Source organism: Mesorhizobium tamadayense, assembly GCF_003863365.1.
Classification (GTDB): Bacteria; Pseudomonadota; Alphaproteobacteria; order Rhizobiales; family Rhizobiaceae; genus Mesorhizobium; species Mesorhizobium tamadayense.
The window spans coordinates 14,514-35,381 of the sequence record NZ_RQXT01000064.1; the positions used below are offsets into that span (position 1 = coordinate 14,514).

Consider the following 20,868-nt stretch of genomic DNA (forward strand, 5'->3'; position numbering starts at 1 on the left):
AGGTTCTCGCCCGGCGGTTCGATCGCGGAGCCGGAGAACGCCGACGTCCCAAGAAAGCATTGTAACTTCCGCGTATATGAAATACGCGAAAGTTAGAATCTATTGAATTTTGAGCGGACCCCTGCTAGCTTTCCCGTATCTCAAATACGGGAAAGTTAGAAGAATGGCCCTTCACCTCGTCGGGGAAAACATCGATAAAACCCGCAGCCACTATCAGGCTGAAACGGGCAAGCTCGTCCAGCTAATGCGCGGCATCTATGTCGATGCCCGGGAGGATATCGAGGCCACGATACTCAAGCACGCCGTCCGCATCGCCAAATACCTGTATCCCAACGCTTACCTCTCGGCGGCGAGCGCTGTCCTTCTCCGTCCGACCCGCGACGGCCGCCTGTTCCTGAGCGGGCGACGAATACAGCGCACGCGCTTGCGCTCGCTGGAAATCATTCAGAACGCAGCTCCCGACCACCCATCAGTCGCTCAAGCGATTGTCGATGATGGCATGGGAGAATTCCGGATCGACGTCTCCTCGATGCGCCAGCGCTTCCTCGAAGCTTTCCGCCTGCGCAGCGAACACGCGGCATCCATCGACGAGAGAATGCGCGAGGCAATCGCGAACCGCCTCATAGAAGAATACGGCAGCGCCCAAGGCGCTGCCGACGCGACATGGGCGCTTGCCCGCGCAAACCAGTGGTATCGCGAAGGCGAGCACGCCGAGCGCTTCCTCCTCCGCCGTCCACTGACGGCGGAGCCCGCGCGCAATGAAGCCGCGCTCGATCTGATAGTAGCGTGGCACGGCGCTCCACTCGGCAATCTCACACATGATGGTTTTGAGTGGCGCTGGAATCCAGACGATCAGGATGGCCCGCCGCTTGTTCGCCAGACCACGCCGGGCAAGCTGCCTCCGTTCATCCTGTCGCTGCTGCCTGAAGGCTGGCTTGAATCAGTGTTGAACGACCGCGACGAGCGCGCGATGCTGCGCTCGGGTAAACGCTACATGTCGAACATCACCATCGTCGAGCATGCGAGCGATCTCCCCGCCCTGCCGCCCGACATCCTGCTAACCCGGCTCAATGGATTTACCAGGAACTCTGTCTTCACTGGCCAGTATGCAGGGCCGGGTCGCGGCGATTTAGAGCAGAGCTTCGAGCGTAATCTGGCGCAGATTTTCGAGCGTAGCGATACGCCCCGTTTATCGGGCGTTCAGATCAAAGCGCCGATGTTCCTGAATACCGACGGTACTCTCTCCCCCAGTACCGGCAAACCGTTCACGCATATCCTCAAGCCCGCCGGTACAGGTGGATTTGAGGCCCTGCCAGTAATCGAATGGCAGTCGCTCGCTTTGGGCAGCGCGGCCGGTTTCAAGACGCCCGCGACAGCGCTCGTCACCATGCCTGACGGCATGCCTCCGGCGCTCCTCGTCGAGCGGTTCGACATCAGAACGAACCTTGATGACAAGCATCTTTTGGCGCTTGAGGATTTTTGCTCAGTGCTTGGTGTGCCCACGGAAGCAAAATACGACGGCACAATGGAGCGAATCGCGCGGGCACTAAGACCGCTATCGACCTCCCCGGAAGACGACGTCCTGCTTGTCCTCAAGCGATCATTATTCGCCTGGCTGATCGCCGATGGCGACATGCACCTGAAGAACATGGCACTGCTGAAAATCGCAGAGCCGGGCAACGCGCAGTTCAGCTCAGTCCGCATGGCTCCGCTCTACGACGCGGTCACGACTCGCGTGTTTCCACATCTCGAAAAAGACCGGATGGCCCTCAAGCTGAACGGCAAAGACGATCGTTTGCGGCGCGCCGACTTCAAGGCTTTCGCGAGCACGGCTGGCCTCAAGGCAGCCGATGCGGATACCAGCATTGACGATCTCGTTGCAGCCCTCTCACGCGCTCTCAACCACCTCGAATTGCCGCCGCCTCTATCAGACGGCTCTCAAGGCGCGAAGATGGCGGAGCAAATGCGCGCAATTGTCCACGGACGCATCGAAGGGTTTGCATAGATGATCCGATACGCCGGTTTCCGCTCTCAGACCCAAACACCTTATTGGCTGAACCGCCTAGCTATATAGCGTTCGAGCTTGAGCTTGCGCCTTTCCCAATCCGGCCTCACATCCGCGTGCAATATTTTTGACCCGCTTATGGAGTGTGCGACGGTCAGCGTTCGCCCGGGCGGAGCTGGTCACGTTGCGCAGCCCGGGCGGGCGCGGATCGCGCTTGGCAGCTGAAGGGTGATCAGGCGCGGTTCTTGAAGCGCCGGGACTCGTGTGGACAGGTGACCAGTCATTGATGCTGCCGACTTGAAAGTTTTTCTGTCGTGAAAGACAATTTTTTATGCAATCACAATCTTGATCATGTCCGCATAGTCTTTGTCTTTCTGCGCGAAGGATCGTCACCCATATGGGCTAAGACCCTGCTTCGCTGAAGGCCACGCAGGGACCTGGCCCACTCTACAACGACGCGATGGAAGCCTTCTTGATGGCGCAGGTCCGGGCCATTGTGCAGGATCCGGGCTCCCACCAAAAACAACTCACACTGGGTAGAATGACTCGGAAACGCCGCAAACCAAGCCTGCAAAATCTCAGAAAACAGCAGGAATGCTGGAGGTTCGGTGAAAAACGAACGCAAGCCTCTTCTCTGCAGTCAAACCGCGAAGCCGATGGCGCGTCTTTGCGCGCGGCCCTCGATTTGCGCGTGTCCGCGGGCACGCAAAGCTGACAAATTACCGGTCGATCCGGACCAGCCGCGGCAGGCGCTGGCATACTGCGCCAAGCGCAATTGGCAGCTACTGGTCGAATTTAATTTGTTGAACCGGGTGCGAGCGACACCGATGACCGCCCCCTTGTATTGCAGCATGTTCTCGACATGGCGACGGTCGTCGGTGCGCCGTTCGACGTTATTGTCGTGCATTCCTTTCCCGCTTCGCTCCCAATCACTTCGCGCTCGAATCCAGTGACGCGTATCGGCGAAACCGCCGACGCGAGCGCTGCCGGGAAGCTGCGCTTTCCACCATTGCTCGATCAGTCCCACGGAGATCGTTTCCAAGTTTCATGAACGGCATCCACCAGCGCTGCGGCTAGATCTTGGACATCGGTCTCGCTCATCGGAGTCGAGAGCGCGCCAGAGCAATTCATTAGAAATTGCAAGGTGCACCTTTGCGAGCGCCGCCTTCTGCAACGCGCTCGGGAACGAGGTCCGGTAGTTTCGGATCACTTCAGTTTTCAGGTGGAGCCGAAAGAGGGAGCTCGCGCCGGTAACCTGCGCGGGGAGTTCGCGCCTTCTGAGTTGCTCGATGATTTCACTGCGAAGCGTTTCGCCCATCTGGTTTAGACGGGCCACGGCATCCTTTGTGTATGATTGCAGTGCCGCCAGCCCAGCTGTCATGCTGAGCGGGTTTGCGCTGAACGTGCCGCCGTGGGACACGGCTGGCTTGCCCCTGGTGTGATCGAAGACCGCCATGTACGACGCAGGCCCCGCTACGGCTCCAACGGGCAAACCTCCGCCGATCATCTTGCCCAAAGCGACCAGATCCGGCTCAAAGCCGAAGATGTCATGGGCGCCACGGAAACCGACGCGGTAAGAAACGACCTCGTCAACCACAAGCAGGATGCCGAAGCGGTTACAGCAATCCTGGATGACCTCCCGCAAATCCGCCTCTATCGGAACCATGCCCACGCGGTAAGCAACTGGATCGAGAAGGATCGCGGCGAGGGCGCTCATGGTGTGCACGGATGAGCTCTCCGCACGACTTGGGCTCGTTGTAAGGGAGGACAAGGACGTCCGCGGCGGTGGAGGCGGGAGTTCCACTGGCATAGAGCACACTGTTAGGCGACGAATCGCCCCAGTTGTTTGGTGCAGAATCAAGGCTCCCTTCCACATAGTCATAGGCGCCGTGATATGCGCTGCCCTCGAACTTGGCAATCATCGGGCGCCTGTAATAGCGCGAGCGGCCTTGATAGCGAACATAACAGCCTCGGTGCCGGAGCTCGTAAAGCGGACCTGCTCAAGCTTCGGCGAACGCGTCGTGATTGCTTCCGCAAGCTTGGTCTCGCTTGTGGTCGGAAGCCCGAATGCGGTGCCGTTGTCCAGGACGGTGCCGTTGTCCAGGACCTTGTGCAGCGCCTCGATCACCGGCGGAAAGGTATGGCCGTGAACGAGCGAGAAGGAGTTGTTTGCGCAGTCGAAGACTTTGCTGCCGTCCGCGTCAGTGATCCAACTGCCCGTTACTGCCACAGCATAGGGCAGGTGGGGAGCGAAGAACTGCGCAGCACGCATGCTGCCGCCGGGCGTGATCTTTAGCGCTCGTTGAAACTCCTCACAAGATTTTGGCCCAACGACCTCTCCCCGATTGTGGCCTAGTCCTGAAATGCGCTGCATGTCCGAACTCATTGACTACCTTTGTCGAGATGGCGAGGCTCTACGAAACTTTGATGCCATTTTTGGCGCTGGACAGCGAGTTCTGATGGAGCGCTTACACCATCAACACGGATCGAGAATGCTGCCTACTTTCGTGGCGGAATCGCAGCTCGCCAGCACTCTCGGTGCCGCAACGATCACGCGAAACTTCGGCGTCGGGACGCCCTCGCGCATCAAGCCGGCTTTCCCGACGCCGTTGTCAGCTTGGTCTATGCGTCCGAAGATGCTGGCGTTGGACGCGAACTCTGCTCCAATCCCAAGGTCCGAAAGATCAGCTTTACAGGCTCGACCGAGGTTGGCCGACTGCTCATGCGCCAGTGCTCGGACCAGATCAAGAAGGTCAGCCTCGAGCTCGGCGGCAATGCGCCCTTCGTCGTCTTCGACGACGCCAATATCGACGCTGCGGTTGACGGTGCGATCCAGGCGAAGTTCCGCAACGCCGGCCAGACTTGCGTGTCAGCGAACCGCCTTTACGTCCAATCGAGCGTTCACGATGAGTTCGTCGAGAGATTCGCGGAGAAGGGTGCGGCACTTATCGGTTGGCGACGGCTTCGCTCCCGGAGTGGACATCGGACCGCTCATCGACATCCATGCCCTACGCAAGATCGAGTCCCACATCGCAGATGCCGTTGCCAAAGGCGGCACAATTCGATGCGGGGCCGAACGTATCGGCAAGGATGGCACCTTCTTCGAACCAACAGTCCTCACCGAAATTTCCAGCATCATGGCGGTTGCGCAAGAGGAGACTTTCGGGCCGCTGGCGCCGATCATTCGCTTCGACGATGCGGATCAGGTTGTGCGTGAGGCCAACGACACGATCTACGGCCTCGCCGCCTATTTCTATGCCTCGAACCTGAAGCGTGTCTGGCGCGTGGCCGAAGCTTTGGAATATGGCATGGTCGGCATCAACACGGGACGCATGTCATCGGAAGCGGCGCCCTTCGGCGGGATAAAACAGTCCGGCATCGGGCGGGAGGGCTCCCGCCACGGGCTCGAGGACTACCTCGTACTAAAATACCTCTGCATGGGCGGCATCTGAAGCATCCGCTTGCACTCTCGCAAGATCCGGTAATTGAGCGGGCGTGCTGAGTACTAGGCTACGGGGGAGCTTGCGGGCGGTTCTGAAGCCCGAGCAGAAGGCAATTCTAAAGTACTAGGCTCTGCACTGTCGACGAAAAGGGCGCATACGGGGCGCAATACAAGCTTGCAAGCGATCCGGCGTTGCTCAGCGAGAAGGCCCGAGAGGCCCAAGCAGAGGGCAGCTGCGATATCGGGTCGCCAAGACAAAATGCGCCCCCCGCGACAGGCGGGCCCCGAGCAAAACGATGGGGTATTAGCCTTTCTTCGTCGTCGTTTGACCAGCAAAGCGGCCTTCATATCCGCGAACTGGAGTCCCAAGAGTTTGCTCAAAAATGAGCTGGCAGATTTTCATTCCGGCTCTGAGCTTAACCGGGACCTTATTGTGGTTGACCATTTCAAGTCGGATATTACCAGCAAATCCCGCATGGATGGTTGGCGCTGTGAGATGAATGCCAATCCCCAGGCGGGCGAGGGAGCTTTTCCCTTCTACCCTTGCCGCAATCCTTGACTGAAATTTCAGTTCCACATATTCGCGTGTCCAAGCTAAGATCATATGATGGGGCGGAAAATCGAACCCCTGCTCGCCATCGATATCCAGCGGCGTCGTGATTTCTGCCATTACCTCTTCGTGATTGTAACCCTTCTGCGAAGGGTCGATGCAGAGGCTGATGCCTGCCTTTTGGTCTTTGAATAGGGTCAGCCGCCGGTCAAGTGTTAGATCGAGACTGGTTGAGCTATAGAAGGAAATGTCGGGGGGCGGGTCGATAATGATCGCCTCATTTTGCAAGGCGATTTGAATTTCCCTATCCGTGAGTATCATCCCGCCCCTCCATGTCTATTCTACCAAAGCTTGCGGCACCCATACTCTCCATGAGCCGTTAATTGTCTCTCGTGGAAGCTCAACAAGCAGGTCCGAATCGCGGCTATTAATAGGATAGCCAATCTCTAATTTATCATCCGTAAGGGAACGCTGATTCACAACCAAATGTTCGGCGCCCGACGTTGTGTCCACAGAAACCACAACCTCGCTGGGGTGTGTCGCTGGCCCTATCTGCCTAACCCGAACTTTCATAAATTGACCTCCTCATTAGGTTGCATTGAATTTTTGAACCCAAAGTGAGCTAGCGCGGCTGATTTGCCCATCCATCCCACCTGTTTTCAACACCTTTCCTTGCTCCAGGCTCGCGACGGAACAAAGCGAGAACAAATTGCCAGGTGTTGACCGACTCGTCGAATCACGTTTTGCTCTAGTCTCAAGGAACGCTGGTTAACAGACCATTTCCACGCAGGGATGACATCAAGCTGGATCACCGATAGGCAGACTGATGGAGAGGCAGCTCCTGTGATCGCTCTCGCCCGGTGCCCTAAGTCTCTCGGGCATATCTTGAGCGGTCATCCGCCCAATCCTCTCAGACGGACATTGCTGTTTCATGTTCTTAAGGCCGTACACCGGATCGGCATGCCCGGCAGGAGACTGAGCTCGCTGCCGGGCCGGGTACGCCTTGGGAGGTGGCGTAAGTCTGCGACTTCGTGGAGGTGGGAACCACTCAGTCAGCACGTTGCTGAATAGCGTGCATTTACTGTGCCAAGGCAAAACGCATTTAAAACAACCCGATAGTCAGGTCATCAACGTTGCGTACCGACATGTCGGCTATCGGACAATACCGAACGTGCATCTCGGCATGACCCATGCCTGAACCAGAGCGCACCCGCAAGGCCGCTCCCTGCCGTGTCGACCGGGCGAAGTGGTAGTGACCTTTTTTCGCTCCGCCGGCTGACGCACATGGCGGACTGTCACTTTCAAGTGAGGAAATCTCTGTACCCTCCATTCATGAGCGCGCGGCCACGAGAGACGGCGCGGCGAATGCGGTCGCGCAGATGATCGCGAGGATCCCTCCAGTCGGCATGGGCGCGCCGTTGAGCAACCAGAGCTTCGGCGAGCTCGCGATGTGATGCCCCGGCAAGTGAGCCGTCGAGCGCACGAGGAACGAAGGTCAAACGGGGACCGCGTCTTTCCGGCGGAAACAAGCGAGCAGGCAGTTGCTGACCCAGACTTAGAACATTGAGGCACTCGAGCGTCCTCAGGCGGTGCTTCGAAAGCATCGCGGGCCAGATCGCCTCGGTATGGAGGAAAACAGGGTGCAGGATATCCGCGCCAGAGACGGCGAGCTGGAGCGTATGCTCTGTATCGCGAAGAAGAACATGCTGGCGCTTGTCGGGCGCCAGCAGGACCGTCGCACGACATGGCAATGCCGAGAACGGCGCTGCCGCCGACGAGGTTGACAGCTTTTCTGAAATGACTGGCAGCACATCGAAGCACCAGGGCGGAGACCAGAATACGAGCGAATTGCGCCCAATAAGACTCGGCGAAACAGGACACCCCAGCGCGAGGGTCGCCGGCCGACGCGACCACCTCCAGAAAGGGGCGGTAGGACAAAGCATTAGCCTGCTGGCTTGCAGCGGTCACTTCACGCCGGAATGCTGGATTGCGGCGCAAGAACTCCCAAGCCCACTCGCGCGGCGTCAGACCTGAGGTGTAATCGTATGATCTTTCATCGCGCCAATCAGCCTCATCCGCGCCAGTCACGAGAAGTGCAGGCATGACGGCGCTCCCCTGCCCGCGCCCACGGAGGGCGAAATATCATGCCACATGGCAAGGCAACGGCGGCGAAGGCACCAGAGGTCGTTGGCGGCATTTCGTCGAAGCGTGTCCCATTGGCACTGTCGAGGGCATAAAGCGTCGCAAATAGCGACGAGGCCGTCGAACCCGCGCAGCGACAGCCAGCAAGGGCGGAGCACGCCAAGGGAATCGATTTGACAGCGGTGAGCGGCTCCTGCGCCGGTCAAGACGTGGCCTAAAGGCGCAGTAGCGCAGCGGTGGATTGCACGCTCCTTGTGGGAAAGTTGTCGTAGCGCCGGCGCTATAAGCTCAGTCATTGGCAGGTCTTCTCAGGGGAAATTTCCGCCATTGGAGGCCAAGTTTCACGCCATGGCAGCCTGTATAGTTGTACAGGTTAAGCCGACTGTTCAGGCGAACGCAAAAACGAACCGGCGAGGCGCGCAATCGCTCCTTTGGGTGGTGCCCACGGCGGCTGTTTGCGAGCGGCATGGAGATGGAGCGCGGCCAGGCTCCGCCTGTCCCTGCGGCAGCCGATTGCCCCAGGCAGACTTGCCACCGCACTGTCCATTGTTTGCGGGCAGCCAATGCGCGGCGTCAGCAAAACATCGCCGACCATTGGCCGTCTCGCATAGATAGTACGCCGAGCCGGAGCTCCCCTGTCTCCTGACCCTATCGTACCTTGATATTGAACGGCGGGTCGCAAGCAGCTGAATGCCCTAGCGGCCACTGCCATGTGTTCGCCCGAATGCAGCTTGCTCGCGTGATCGACAGACTTCAGGAATACGATCGAGGGGACGAGCAGCGAAGGTTGCTGGCAGGCCTTGATAACATCAGGCCCGCGAAGCAGTGCCCCATCCCTTCTCCTCGGATCTCTGCTTCTTTCCAGCTGGCGGCTAAAACCACAGGCGCAGCCAGCTTGGTCGCTCACCGGGTCAATCGCCTCATGGTGTCTGCCATTGAATCTGTGGCGTGAAGCATTCCCTCGCGAAGATGTTGGGGGCAACCTGCGGCCGAAGGACGCGGCGCCGCGTCGGCATTATTACCGACCAGCAGGCCCCCTGCTCACGCCAGTCGTATCGAGAATCGAAGGTAAGGTGTGGTACTTCGCTCATTGTAGGCACCCGAGGATATCTCTACAGGCCGTATGGGCGTTTGTCCCCGCCAGCTGAAAGTATGCGCGACGTGGTGTTCGGTTCGCCAATATAATATTCCAGACGATACCATCGCGTTTGCAGATGGCCGCGTCCCATAGACAACTGCCGCTGCTACGCGGGCAAGCCGACCTGGGTTGTCCAGGGTTCCCAATCTGCGATACGTGCGGTGAAATCTCCGAGAGAGTTTTGAAACGTGCAGCCCGTTGCCGTCCCAGAACCGAGGCGACTGGGGACTGCATTCGGCTACCCGGCGGTTGATTACGGCTGCACTCATTGTCGGATCTTCGACGAAGTCGGACATGAGACACAGCGCTATCAGAGTGGTCGCACTGTTTCGCAATGATTTTCTCATTTGGCACGACACATGCGAGGGCTCTCCCGTATGAGCGCTCCGTCAATCTCGATTGATGCGAGCAGGATTCAATCAAGGCGAAGTGCGTCGTTTCTGAAGATCAAGGAGAGAAGAGCATGGCGAGAGCGCGAATTGGGGTGGCGCGGGCAGTGACAGCGGCTGTCGTCCTCATCGTTGCGGGACAGGCCGGCGCGGCAGATGTTCATCAAGCCGCGAGCGTTCCGCAGGCAGGAGCCCCGGTCGCGGAAGCGCCAAGCCCCTGGCAGATCCGCCTGCGGGCGTTGGGGGTGATCACCGAGGATTCGGGCTACGTCAACGCGGTGCCCGGCTCCGGTCTTTCGTATTCGGACACAGTGACGCCGGAACTCGATATTTCGTATTTCTTCACGGACAACGTCGCCGCCGAACTCATACTCGGCACCACCTATGCCAACATCGATGGCCAAGGTACGATCGGCGGGCTGGGCAAGGTCGGCAAGGTTTGGCTGCTGCCGCCGACGCTCACATTGCAGTACCATTTTACCGAATTCGGCGCCTTCAAACCCTATCTCGGCGCCGGCGTGAACTATACGATCTTCTATCATCAGCAAGCCGGCAGCGCCGATGATCTCAAGGTCAAGAACACATTTGGCACCGCGCTGCAGGTCGGTTTCGACTACATGGTGAACCAGCACTGGGGCGTCAACTTCGACGTGAAGAAGCTTTTCCTCAAGCCCGACTTCGACGTCACTGTCGCCGGCGCCAAGCTCACAGGCAAGGCCAAGCTCGATCCCTGGTTGATAGGCGCAGGTCTCACCTACCGCTTCTGAGGACGAAGCACACTGAGGGGGCACTTTTCGAAGTGCGCGCGCGGATCATCCGTGCGGAAAAGTGGACCCGCGAAGGTTCTTAAAGGAGTTGTCGGCATGCGCGTAGAAAACGATCATTGCGACGTGATTGGCGTGCCGATCGCTCCCACGCAACTTGATGGTCTTTCTTCTGCGATTCTGCAGCAAGGGGGGATGGCGCGAGTGTCGCTGCCAGGCGATGTGGTGACCTGGGCGGCAGGCCATCACGAGACGCTCAGGCGGATGTTTTCCGACCAGCGTTTCAACAGGGACTGGCGACAGTGGCGGGCGCTGCAGGACAGCGAGATTCCCGAGGATCATCCGCTGATCGGGATGTGCAAAGTGGACAACATGGTTACGGCGCATGGCGCCGATCACCGGCGCTTGCGCGGCCTGCTGTCCAGGAGCTTCGCGCCCAGTCGTATCGCCTTGTTGGCGCCACGGATCGAACAATGCGTCGATCGACTCCTGGACGAGATGGCGCAGCGCGGCGGCAGTGCCGATCTGATGTGCGCGTTCGCCGTTCCGCTGCCCACCAACGTGATCGCCGAACTGTTCGGTTTGCCGGACGAACAGCGCGAGGAGATCGTCGCGCTCACCTACAGCCTGGCCAACACCTCCGCCACAGCCGCAGAGGTGCGACAGACGCGGCAGCGCATCCCGGAGTTCTTCCGTCGCCTGATCGCGCTCAAGCGGGGCCAGCTCGGCGACGATCTGGCTTCGGCCCTGATCGTCGCGCGCGACAATGGCGAGCTCGTTTCCGACACCGAGCTCATCGACATGCTTTTCATGGTGCTCTCTGCGGGCTTCGTGACCACCACCGGCGTCATCGGCAATGGCGTGCTGGCATTGCTGACGCATCCGCAGCAATTGCACCTGGTGCGCAGCGGCCAAGTTCCGTGGCCACAGGCGATCGAGGAGATCCTGCGCTGGGGCAGCTCAGTGGCCAATCTGCCGTTCCGCTATGCCACCGAGGACGTGGAGATCGACGGATGCATGGTCCGCCGCGGCGACGCCGTCCTGATGGCGTTCCACGCGGCGAACCGGGACGAAAAGGCCTTCGGTCCCGGCGCCGATAGGTTCGATGTCACCCGGCGGCACAACCCGCACCTGTCGTTCGGTGAGGGGCCGCATGCCTGCCTGGGCGCTGCGCTGGCGCGCCTGGAGTTGCATTGCGCCTTCCCCGCACTGTTCGGGCGGCTGGAGGATCTGGCGCTGACCATCGCCGCGGAGGACGTCGTCTACATGCCGTCTTACGTCATTCGTTGCCCGCAGCGCCTGCCGGTCATCTTCCGCCCGTCCATCGCTTAGAGAGTGTGGCATTCACCCCCGATTCGGTGATTCTCGGTTCGCCGGGGTGGCTGGTCTCGCGCGAGGGGGCGAGCATGACCGGTTACGTACGATCGTGGCGCCGGCCTTCAGCGACCGGAGCGTGAAACTGCTCGCGAAGCAGGTCGAGGCGATCGCTGCGCAGTTGTTCGAGACGCTGGCGGCCCAGCCCCAGCCCGCCGACCTGCGGCGCCACCTCTCCTTTCCGCTTCCGGCATGGTCATCAGCGCGCTGGTGGGCGAATGCGCAAGCACGCTGAGCGAAGCCGAGCGGGAACAACCACTGGGATTCCCGGCGGACCATGACGACCTGGCCCGACTTTCTTTACACCTTTGAGCCCGGCGACCTCGATCTGATCCGGCGTCGCCGATGGGGACAAGGACCTCTCCGAGCCTGCACTGATGAGGGGCCGCATCGTATGCGGCTTTGGGCGAAAGAGATCGATCAGCGCAAGGGCATTATTCGCATAATCACATAAACATCTCGTTATATGGTATTGACGAGGAGCGAAGCGGCTGTGATTGTGCGCATGTCATGGTTCTCCGCGCGGCTCTGCCGTGCTAAGAGGGAAGCCGGTGCGATGCCGGCGCTGCCCCCGCAACTGTTAGCGGCGAGCCAAGCCCATTGATGTCACTGAGGCGTAACAGCCTTGGGAAGACGGGCAGAGGCTGTGACCCGCGAGCCAGGAGACCTGCCACGGCGAACAGCGTCCACGGGCGGGGTGTCTCGGCGGCTGCAGCAGCTCGGCCTTCATGCCGGCCTGCTGGCGCCCTCCTTTTCCCCACGCCCCAACCATCGGGGTATGGCATGACTATCTCTCAACAAATTCCTGTGGCAATGCTCGGCATGCCGCGTATCGGCCGCCGGCGAGAACTGAAATTCGCGCTTGAAAGCTACTGGTCCGGAAAATCTCCCGCTGCCGACCTGCTCGCGACGGCGAAGGCGCTGCGCGCCGCTAGCTGGAGGGAGCAGCACGATCGCGGCGTGTCGAAAATCCCGTCCAACGATTTCTCGCTTTATGACCATGTGCTCGACACCGTCGCCATGGTCGGCGCCGTGCCGGTACGATACGCCTGGACTGACGGCGAGGTCCCACTCGATACCTATTTCGCCATGGCGCGCGGCAACCAAGGTCAGGCCGCTGATTGTGGACATGCCGGTGACGAGCATGCGGCCAACGGGCATGGCCTTGCTGCGGTGGAAATGACCAAATGGTTCGACACCAACTATCACTACATTGTGCCGGAACTCACGGACGATCAGAGCTTTGCCCTCTCGTCGGCGAAACCGGTCGATCATTTCCTCGAGGCCAAGGCGCTCGGCATTCACACTCGCCCGGTCCTGCTTGGACCGGTCACCTTTCTCAAGTTGGCGAAGTCATCTGAGAAAGGTTTCAACCCTATCGCGCTCCTGCCACGGCTGCTGCCCGTCTACGAGGAGCTCCTGCGGAGGCTGAGGCTCGCGGGAGCTGATTGGGTGCAGATCGATGAGCCAGCGCTCGTGCTCGATCTGGTTCCCAACGAACGAGATGCGCTCCAATTCGCCTACTGCCGGCTGTCGAAAGCAGCACCCGAGTTGAAGATCATGCTGGCTCTCTATTTCGGATCGCTGGGAGACAATCTCGAGACCGCAATTTCTCTGCCCGTGGCGGGACTACACGTCGATCTCGTGCGCGCTCGAGAGCAGTTGGAGACCGTCGGCCGGCTCGCGCAGAAGGAACTTGTGCTCTCGCTCGGACTGATCGACGGCCGCAACGTCTGGCGCGCGAACCTGCCTGCCATACTTGACCGCGTCAAGCCGATCATCGCCGGGTGGCCGCTGGACCGCGTGGAGATCGCCCCGTCCTGCTCGATGCTGCATGTGCCAATCAACCTGGACATGGAGACGGCACTCTATGCGGATGTGCGGTCGTGGCTCGCCTTCGCGGCGCAAAAGACCGACGAGCTGGTCGTGCTCGCCCGTGCCCTGGCCGAAGGCCGGGACGCGGTCGCCGCCGAACTGGAGGCGTCGGCTGAGGCTGCCGCCGTTCGCGCGACATCCGCGAAGGTGCATGATCCGCTCGTCCAAGGCCGGGTCGCCAGCATCAAGGTCGGCATGACGCGCCGGAAGAGCGCATTCGCCGTGCGCTCCAAGCTTCAGGCGGACACGTTTGGCTTGCCTTCCTTGCCCACTACGACGATCGGCTCCTTCCCGCAAACAGCCGAGGTTCGCAAGGCGCGGGCAGCTCATGGCAAAGGCGAGCTGAGTTACGTCGACTATGAGGCGTTCCTGAAGAAAGAGATAGAAGCCGCCGTTCGCTGGCAAGAAGAGATCGGACTCGACGTGCTGGTCCACGGCGAATTCGAGCGCAACGATATGGTGCAGTAATTCGCCGAGCAGCTCTGCGGCTTCGCCTTCACGCAACACGGGTGGGTGCAGAGCTATGGCTCGCGCTTTGTGCGACCCCCGATCATCATTGGAGATGTGTCGCGACAAAATCCGATGACACTACACTGGTGGCAATATGCCCAGTCGCTGACGCCGAAGCCGGTGAAGGGCATGCTTACCGGCCCGGTGACGATCCTCAACTGGTCATTCGTCCGAGACGACCTTCCGCGCTCAGCCGTCTGTCGCCAGGTCGCGCTCGCAATTCGCGATGAAGTGAGCGACCTCGAAAAGGCCGGCGCCGAGATGATCCAGATCGACGAAGCCGCACTGCGCGAGGGCTTGCCGCTGCGCGAGGCCGACTGGCAGGCCTATCTCGACTGGGCCGTCGAATGCTTCCGGCTGGCTTCAACGGCCGTCGGCGATGCGACCCAGATCCACACCCATATGTGCTACTCCGAGTTCGGCGATATCGTGGACGCGATTGCCGCAATGGATGCCGATGTGATCTCCATTGAAACCTCGCGCTCGCAGATGGAACTGCTCGATACGTTTCGAACCTTCAAGTATCCGAACGAGATCGGTCCTGGTGTCTATGACATTCACTCGCCGCGGGTCCCGGAAGTGGGCGAGATTTCCAACCTCATCATGCTTGCGCGCGATCGATTGTTGGATAGCCAACTGTGGGTGAATCCCGACTGCGGTCTCAAGACGCGCAGATGGGAGGAGGTCCGCCCTGCCCTGATGAACATGGTGGCTGCGGCACGCGCAATTCGGGAACAAGCGCAGACGGCGTAGGGCTCGGTGCCACTCGCCGGCGGTGAGCGGCAACGCCGCACACCGGGCAATCTTGAGGAGTCTATCCGGCGCCCCAAGGCAATCGAGCTGGCGGTGGCGAAACGCCTCGGCACCTTGGCCTGGCTGAGGCCCTTGTGATGGCGGAAAGCCATCGCGGAAAGTTCGGGGTTGGCTTGCTCCTGGCGGATGCCGGCAGGGATGTTCGGACCGCGCCCAATAGCGATGCGCAGATGGCCGAATTCTGAGCGGCGTCCTAAATCTCAATCGCTGCGCAGAATGCGTGCTTCGAGCGCGGCTGCGACGAAAGCTCGTCGAGCAGCTGGCGGATGGGTCTTACCGCGCAACACCTGCAGACAGGTGTCCATCGCTATTCTGCGTTTATGGGTCTCATGATGCAGATCTCGCAGCAAGATAGCGGCCGCGTCGTTGACGTCGAACACGATACGCTCCGAGCTGCGGCGGCTGACCTGAACAACGACTGGCCTCTCAAATCTGATCAACCCGGTCATCCCCTCCTCCACAGCCACTATGCGGCAAACAGCCCGGGTCGCATTTGTTTACTCAGCCGAACGCGACGGCTGCACCTGCGCCACTGAGCCTGGCCATTGGCGACCAAGCGATCGCCATGAGCTGCGTCTGGCCATGGTCAGGGAACGTGCGATCTGCGATCCTGCAGTCGGAGGTGAGGAACTGCTTCTCATTCGAGTGGTCTAGCTGTGAAACCTGGACATAGTGCACTGTTTGACTCGCCTCGCCAGTCTCAAACATGTCGTCGAAGTCTACACCTGCACTTTTCCACTGCCCGATCTGCAGGCGGCGATCCACTGCATCGCCGAGGTTGGATCTTCCAATATGGCGACCCGCTTCGCAAAGCCAAAAAAGGCATTGCGCGCCGCGCTTACCGGCTTGCGCCCATCGTACGCATCGTAGCATGCCCTCAGGGCGGCCTCGTGGTTCATGTCTCTGCGATCTTCCGGCCATTCATTGAGAAAATCGATCGCATCCGCAAGGCCGGCAATCTCTTGGATGATGTGCGTTGCGCGCTTCACGAAAAGATCCCATGAGGCGACGGGCGGCGGAACTCAGGTAAGGTTTCGGGGTCCGACATCCTAACCCTGGAGACGTCTCATGAATCTCTCATCCGTTGCTCTGCCGCCCATCGACGAGAGACCACAGCTCCCGGGATTGTCCAACTGAGTCATCTGCGTGGTATCGGCCTGACGATCGCAAGCGTAATGATGAACGAAGTGTTCTTCCGCGATTTCCAGAACCGGCGTGAGGTCGCCGGTTATCTCGGTCTTGCATCCAGCCCTTGGAGCAGCGGCGCGGTCAGCCGCGATCAAGGCTTCCTGAGATCGGGCAATCCGCGAGCGCGACGAACCGCCATTGAACTTGCCTGGCTGTGGCTGCGCCATCAGCCCGATAGCGGTCTCGCGCGCTGGTTTCATGAGCGCGTCGGCGCCGGATGTTGCCCTCTGCGTTTGGAGTCTCTGCAGTAGATGATCTTGGTCTTCGTCGGGTGCAGTTCCAGTTGGCATTCCGCCAACCTCGCCTGAAGCGCAGCCTTGACGGCTTCTGCCTCCTGCTCGGTCCGGCAGTGCACCAGCCCGTCATACGCATACCGACACCATGGGAGGTCGGGATGTGTCCGTTTCATCCACAGATCAAACGCATAGTACAGAAAAAGATTTGAAAGAATCGGCGAAACTACGCCCCCTTGCGGAGTTCCGCAGTTCCGTTCAATCCTCTGTCCATCCTTCTCCATGGGCGCTGTCAGCCATCTCTCGATGTATAGTAATGCCCATTTGCTCTTTACGTGCCTGCGAACTGCCGTGAGCAAAAGCTCGTGCGAGATGTTGTCAAACAGACCCTTGATGTCAAACTCCAGAACCCAGTCATATTTCCAGCACCGCTGACGCGTGATCCCCACGGCATCCAAAGCCGATTTGCCCGGTCTATAGCCACAAGAATCTGACAGGAAAATCTGATCGAGCTCCGGTTCGATGAGCTGCTTGACCACCATCTGCGCGATCCTGTCGCTTGTCAAACGGCTTCCAAAACTGACTCCCGATCGGCGTCCAATTTTGACCCCCTGTAATGCGCGGCGGTCAGCGTTCGCCCGGGCGGAGCTGGTCAGGGTTGCGCAGCCCGGGCGAGCGCGGATAGCGCTTGGCAGCTTGATGGGGTGATCAGGCGCGGTTCTTGAAGCGCCAGGACTCGTTTCCGGTCTCGATGATCTCGCAATGATGGGTGAGACGGTCGAGGAGCGCTGTCGTCATCTTGGCATCGCCGAAGACGGCGGGCCATTCTCCGAACGCCAGGTTGGTGGTGACGATGATCGAGGTCCGTTCATAGAGCCTGCTGATCAGGTGGAAGAGCAATTGCCCGCCGGCTTGCGCGAACGGGAGATAGCCGAGTTCATCGAGCACGACGAAGTCGAGCCGGGTGAGGTAATCGGCGATACGGCCCTGCTTGCCGGCGCGGTGCTCGGTCTCGAGCCGGTTGACGAGATCGACGACGTTGAAGAAGCGTCCACGTGAGCCGTTGCGGATCAGGGCGCGGGCAATGGCGATTGCCAGATGCGACTTGCCGGTTCCGGTCGAAACAGCTTCATACTGCCGGCTATCAGGGCTGCCGTGGTTCGATTGTCCGCTATGTCTTTCATCCGCGCTGCGGTGAAGCTGTCGCAGTGACCGGTCGACAACGCTATCGCGGTGAAGTGTCGTTCATCATCCGGCAGCCAGACGGCACACTGGCGGTGGTGCCGGCCTGGATGATGGAGGACAGTGCGGCGGCGATGGCTGTCAGTGATACACCGCGTCTGCCGCTTTCATGCCTGCGCGATCTCCGTTCCGAACTCGATGCCTGCCTATGCTTGCTGCGCAACGACTCATGTCATGAAGGAGACGAGCATGCAGCGCAGGCAGCCCAGTTACCGCCAACCGGATCTGTTCGTCACCGAGCCGCCGCGAATGCCGCTGCCGCCCGAGCGGCAGAAGCGGCTTCTGCCGCTGATCGGCGCGCTCCTGAAGGAGTCCGCATCGACCCCGCCGGCGAGGGAGACGGACGATGAAGATCACGGTTGAGCATCTTGCGCGTGGGGCGTTCGTGTACGTCCGGCAATCCACCGCCGACCAGCTTGTAAAGAATCCCGAAAGCCGCCGGCGACAATATGGGTTGGCCGAACGTGCCCGCGCCCTTGGCTGGACGGACGTGACGGTCATCGACGAGGATCTCGGCCGTTCGGGATCGGGGATCAGCCGGCCGGGCTTCGAACGGCTGCTGGCGGCGATCTGCGAAGGTAGGGTCGGTGCCGTTCTTGCCATCGAAGCCTCACGCTTGGCGCGCAATGGGCGTGACTGGCACACGCTGATCGAGTTCTGTGGTCTCGTCGGCACGCTGATCATCGATGAGGACGGCATCTATGAGCCGCGACATCCCAATGACCGGCTGCTGCTCGGCATGAAGGGGACGATGAGCGAGCTCGAGCTGTCGATCTTGCGCGCCCGGTCGATTGAAGCCTTGAAGCAGAAGGCGCGCCGGGGGGAACTCTTCCTGACAGTGGCGGTCGGCTATGTGAGGGCGGGCCGCGACCGGATCGAAAAGGACGCCAATTTGCGCGTGCGCGAGGCGATCGCCTTGGTGTTCTCCCGCTTCGCTGAGATGCAGAGCATCCGCCAGGTCCACCTCTCGTTGCGCAGCGACGGCATCGTGCTGCCTTGCGTCAGCTACTCGCGAGAGGGCGGCCGCGCTATCGTGTGGAAGCTGCCGGTCTACAACACGGTGCATCACATCCTGACTAATCCGATCTATGCGGGCGCCTACGTCTTCGGGCGGACCGGCAGTCGCGTGACGATCGAAAATGGCTGCAAGCGTATCGTGCGCGGCTTTCGCAAAGACCAATCCGAATGGGAGGTCTTGCTCGTCAACCATCACGAGGGTTACGTCAGTTGGGCGGAATACGGAAGGAATCAGCGCCTGATCGCGGACAACGCCAACGGTAAGGGCATGATGATGGCTCGCGGCGCGTTGCGGCGAGGCGAACTTCTACTCGGCGGTCTGCTGCGTTGCGGTCATTGCGGGCGCAAACTCCATGTCGCCTATAGCGGCAGGAACGGCAACACTGGGCGCTATCACTGCCGCGGCGCGCAGTTGAACCACGGCACTGACCCGTGCATCTCGTTCGGCTCGCTGCGGGCCGATCTTGCCGTTGGCGCGGAAGTCGTTCGGCTGCTCCAGCCGCTTGGCGTTGAGGCCGCACTCCAGGCGATTGAGGCCTGCCGGATGGAGGCCGGTGAAAGGCGGCGGCAGATCGAGTTGGCGCTTGAGCAAGCGCGTTATGAGGCCGCGCTGGCGCGGCGCCAATACGATGCGGTCGATCCCGATAATCGTCTGGTGGCCAGCGAACTCGAACGACGGTGGAATGCGGCGCTGGTGATCGTTCAAGAACGCGAGGCGGAATTGCAGGCTTTGGGGCGACACCAGTTGGAGGCGCCGTCTGAAGATGAACGCCAGGGACTGTTGCGCATGGGTGCTGATCTTGAGGCGGCTTGGCACCATCCTGCGGCCACGGCAGCCAGCCGCAAGCGCATCCTTCGTGCCGTACTGCGCGAGATCGTCGTGCGTATCGAAAACGAACAGCTTCAATTGATGATACACTGGCAGGGCGGCGACCACACGGTGCTTGCCGTGAAGAAGAATAGAACGGGCCAACACCGCTGGATTGTCGAGCCCGAGACCGAGACGCTGATCCGTCATCTCGCCCGGCTGATGCCCGACAAGGCTATTGCGTCACTGTTGAACCGCCTGGGCAAGAAGACAGGGCGTCTCAACGGATGGACGCAGTCGCGAGTGTGCAGCTTCCGCAGCAAGCATGGCGTCGCGGTTTACCAGGAGGGGGAACGGGCCGCGCGCGGCGAAGTTACCTTGAACGAGGCGGCTGACATCCTCAATCTCAGCCCGATGACGGTGTTGCGCATGATCCGCAGCCGCATCCTGCCGGCAGAACAACATTGCAAAGGGGCACCCTGGGTCATTCGCTGCGAAGATCTTGAGAACCCAGATGTAGGGGATCGCGCCAATGCCAGCCGCAAGCGTCCGCTAACATCAAATCCGGATCAACAAATCCTTGTCTTTCAATGACATACCAAGGTGGGCATTATGACGTGGGATCGGTGCCACCGATGAGCACGGCGTTGCGCTGGTCGGCGACGAAGGTGCCGTTGGCAAGGTCCCGGACCAGCACCTCGTTGACCGGCGTGCCGTCGAAGTCGAACTCATCGATGTCCTTGGCGATCGGCAGCTTGGCGACAGTGAGCTGGTATTTGATGGAGCGGGCCTGCTTCTCGGCGATCTCGGCCGACAGCAGATCGCCGACGATCCTCGGCGGCTCGTGCTGGCGCTTGATGCCTGTCGCCATGACCTCGTCATAGGCGCCCCGCATCCCGTAGAGCTTCAGCGTGCCCATCAGTTCCAGAACCTGCGTGCGTTCCATCAGCTTGCCCTCCTGAGGCTGTCGTAGCGGGCGCAGTCGGCGAGCGGCTCGTGCTGCAGGCGAAGTGCGTCCGGGGTGAGGATGGTCACAGCCGGCGCCGGATCGCGCCGCCGCGCCAGGATGTTGATGATGACGGCGGATGAGCAGACATTCTGATCGAGCGCTTCCTGGCAGGCAGCCTCCACGGCATCGATGCCGTCGGTCAACACCGTGGCCAGGATCGACACCATCTGCCGATCGCCGTCATGCGCCGCCTTTAATCTGCGTCGGATACGCTCCATCGCTGGTGGCAGAGCCCAGTCCCGGAATGGCGCGCCATTGCGCAGCGCACCGGGCTTGCGGGCAAGCACAGGGACGTAATGCCAGGGATCGTAGACCGTTTCGTTGCGCCCGAAGGAGCGGGCATGTTCGGCGACGACCACGCCGTCCTGA

14 protein-coding genes, 7 pseudogenes and 1 riboswitch are annotated in these 20,868 nt (G+C 60.4%); of the genes and pseudogenes, 9 read left to right on the forward strand and 12 right to left on the reverse strand.

All coding sequences use genetic code 11. The features are described 5' to 3' along the window. Positions 1–163 precede the first annotated feature (163 nt). Complete coding sequence (locus EH240_RS32275; protein ID WP_125006159.1) at positions 164–2,005, forward strand: type II toxin-antitoxin system HipA family toxin; 1,842 nt, start codon at positions 164–166, stop codon at positions 2,003–2,005. A 640-nt stretch (positions 2,006–2,645) separates the two neighbouring features. On the opposite strand, the gene EH240_RS32280 is transcribed toward EH240_RS32275, so the two are convergent. The 3 genes from EH240_RS32280 to EH240_RS32290 form a co-directional block, all read right to left on the reverse strand. Further along, a complete protein-coding gene (locus EH240_RS32280) occupies positions 2,646–3,032 on the reverse strand; it encodes a hypothetical protein (RefSeq protein ID WP_125006161.1) in 387 nt (128 codons plus the stop codon). 18 nt (positions 3,033–3,050) lie between these two features. Further along, positions 3,051–3,722 carry an aminotransferase class III-fold pyridoxal phosphate-dependent enzyme gene (locus EH240_RS32285; RefSeq protein ID WP_245436592.1) on the reverse strand — a complete coding sequence of 224 codons (672 nt, stop codon included), beginning with the start codon at positions 3,720–3,722 and terminating at the stop codon, positions 3,051–3,053. Positions 3,723–3,923: 201 nt separating this feature from the next. Next, positions 3,924–4,277, reverse strand: coding sequence for an aminotransferase class III-fold pyridoxal phosphate-dependent enzyme (locus EH240_RS32290; RefSeq protein WP_167484267.1), 354 nt, complete (start codon positions 4,275–4,277; stop codon positions 3,924–3,926). Between the two features lie 306 nt (positions 4,278–4,583). On the opposite strand from EH240_RS32290, the pseudogene EH240_RS32295 reads away from it, so the two are divergent. Continuing rightward, positions 4,584–5,457, forward strand: a pseudogene (locus tag EH240_RS32295) (aldehyde dehydrogenase family protein); the annotation flags it as partial. Between the two features lie 294 nt (positions 5,458–5,751). Here EH240_RS32295 and dcd read toward each other — a convergent pair. The 3 genes and pseudogenes from dcd to EH240_RS40240 all read right to left on the reverse strand — a co-directional run. After that, a complete protein-coding gene (dcd, locus tag EH240_RS32300) occupies positions 5,752–6,318 on the reverse strand; it encodes a dCTP deaminase (RefSeq protein WP_125006167.1) in 567 nt (188 codons plus the stop codon). 980 nt (positions 6,319–7,298) lie between these two features. Then, positions 7,299–7,808 (reverse strand): DUF2285 domain-containing protein, encoded by a 510-nt coding sequence (locus tag EH240_RS32305; protein WP_245436588.1) that lies wholly within the window; start codon positions 7,806–7,808, stop codon positions 7,299–7,301. Between the two features lie 142 nt (positions 7,809–7,950). After that, positions 7,951–8,100, reverse strand: a pseudogene (locus tag EH240_RS40240) (transcriptional regulator domain-containing protein); the annotation flags it as partial. 1,640 nt (positions 8,101–9,740) lie between these two features. Here EH240_RS40240 and EH240_RS32310 point away from each other — a divergent pair. From EH240_RS32310 to metE, 4 genes and pseudogenes are all read left to right on the forward strand, one after another. Continuing rightward, positions 9,741–10,433 (forward strand): OmpW/AlkL family protein, encoded by a 693-nt coding sequence (locus EH240_RS32310; protein WP_125006171.1) that lies wholly within the window; start codon positions 9,741–9,743, stop codon positions 10,431–10,433. Positions 10,434–10,529: 96 nt separating this feature from the next. Then, positions 10,530–11,762, forward strand: coding sequence for a cytochrome P450 family protein (locus EH240_RS32315; protein ID WP_125006173.1), 1,233 nt, complete (start codon positions 10,530–10,532; stop codon positions 11,760–11,762). Next, a pseudogene (locus tag EH240_RS32320) lies at positions 11,729–12,020 on the forward strand (cytochrome P450); the annotation flags it as partial. The gene EH240_RS32315 and the pseudogene EH240_RS32320, both read left to right, overlap by 34 nt. 278 nt (positions 12,021–12,298) lie before the next feature. Further along, positions 12,299–12,493, forward strand: a riboswitch (cobalamin riboswitch). 118 nt (positions 12,494–12,611) lie between these two features. Beyond that, positions 12,612–14,942: pseudogene (gene metE / locus EH240_RS32325) on the forward strand (5-methyltetrahydropteroyltriglutamate--homocysteine S-methyltransferase). Between the two features lie 260 nt (positions 14,943–15,202). On the opposite strand, the gene EH240_RS32330 reads toward metE, so the two are convergent. Together EH240_RS32330 and EH240_RS32335 are read right to left on the reverse strand one after the other, a co-directional pair. Next, positions 15,203–15,451, reverse strand: a complete 249-nt coding sequence (locus EH240_RS32330; protein WP_125006175.1) for a DUF982 domain-containing protein — start codon at positions 15,449–15,451, stop codon at positions 15,203–15,205. A gap of 270 nt (positions 15,452–15,721) precedes the next feature. Next, positions 15,722–15,991, reverse strand: coding sequence for a DUF982 domain-containing protein (locus EH240_RS32335; protein WP_125006176.1), 270 nt, complete (start codon positions 15,989–15,991; stop codon positions 15,722–15,724). 189 nt (positions 15,992–16,180) lie between these two features. Between EH240_RS32335 and EH240_RS32340 the strand changes: the two genes are divergently transcribed. Next, positions 16,181–16,441, forward strand: coding sequence for a transposase (locus EH240_RS32340; protein WP_245436600.1), 261 nt, complete (start codon positions 16,181–16,183; stop codon positions 16,439–16,441). Here the strand turns inward: EH240_RS32340 and EH240_RS32345 are convergent. Further along, entirely contained in the window at positions 16,387–16,989 is a 603-nt protein-coding gene (locus EH240_RS32345) for a reverse transcriptase domain-containing protein (RefSeq protein WP_281035192.1), read from the reverse strand. The two genes, EH240_RS32340 and EH240_RS32345, sit on opposite strands and share 55 nt — an antisense overlap. 142 nt (positions 16,990–17,131) lie before the next feature. Further along, a pseudogene (locus tag EH240_RS32350) lies at positions 17,132–17,542 on the reverse strand (ATP-binding protein); the annotation flags it as partial. 312 nt (positions 17,543–17,854) lie between these two features. Here EH240_RS32350 and EH240_RS38315 point away from each other — a divergent pair. Further along, positions 17,855–18,028 (forward strand): hypothetical protein, encoded by a 174-nt coding sequence (locus EH240_RS38315; RefSeq protein ID WP_167484268.1) that lies wholly within the window; start codon positions 17,855–17,857, stop codon positions 18,026–18,028. After that, positions 18,012–20,084 carry a recombinase family protein gene (locus EH240_RS32355; protein WP_125006178.1) on the forward strand — a complete coding sequence of 691 codons (2,073 nt, stop codon included), beginning with the start codon at positions 18,012–18,014 and terminating at the stop codon, positions 20,082–20,084. Before EH240_RS38315 ends, EH240_RS32355 begins: the two co-directional genes overlap by 17 nt. A gap of 31 nt (positions 20,085–20,115) precedes the next feature. Here EH240_RS32355 and EH240_RS32360 read toward each other — a convergent pair. Next, positions 20,116–20,436 (reverse strand): annotated as a pseudogene (locus EH240_RS32360) (ATP-binding protein); the annotation flags it as partial. Next, positions 20,369–20,868, reverse strand: a pseudogene (locus EH240_RS32365) (IS21 family transposase); the annotation flags it as partial. The pseudogenes EH240_RS32365 and EH240_RS32360, both read right to left, overlap by 68 nt.

Bases quoted from the DNA above. Each gene is read 5' to 3' on its own strand.
- EH240_RS32315 (WP_125006173.1), top strand. From the start codon at position 10,530: ATGCGCGTAGAAAACGATCATTGCGACGTGATTGGCGTGCCGATCGCT.
- dcd (WP_125006167.1), bottom strand. From the start codon at position 6,318: ATGATACTCACGGATAGGGAAATTCAAATCGCCTTGCAAAATGAGGCG.
- EH240_RS32355 (WP_125006178.1), top strand. From the start codon at position 18,012: ATGAAGATCACGGTTGAGCATCTTGCGCGTGGGGCGTTCGTGTACGTC.
- EH240_RS32310 (WP_125006171.1), top strand. From the start codon at position 9,741: ATGGCGAGAGCGCGAATTGGGGTGGCGCGGGCAGTGACAGCGGCTGTC.
- EH240_RS32330 (WP_125006175.1), bottom strand. From the start codon at position 15,451: ATGACCGGGTTGATCAGATTTGAGAGGCCAGTCGTTGTTCAGGTCAGC.
- EH240_RS32340 (WP_245436600.1), top strand. From the start codon at position 16,181: ATGAACGAAGTGTTCTTCCGCGATTTCCAGAACCGGCGTGAGGTCGCC.
- EH240_RS38315 (WP_167484268.1), top strand. From the start codon at position 17,855: ATGCAGCGCAGGCAGCCCAGTTACCGCCAACCGGATCTGTTCGTCACC.
- EH240_RS32275 (WP_125006159.1), top strand. From the start codon at position 164: ATGGCCCTTCACCTCGTCGGGGAAAACATCGATAAAACCCGCAGCCAC.
- EH240_RS32290 (WP_167484267.1), bottom strand. From the start codon at position 4,277: ATGCGTGCTGCGCAGTTCTTCGCTCCCCACCTGCCCTATGCTGTGGCA.
- EH240_RS32285 (WP_245436592.1), bottom strand. From the start codon at position 3,722: ATGAGCGCCCTCGCCGCGATCCTTCTCGATCCAGTTGCTTACCGCGTG.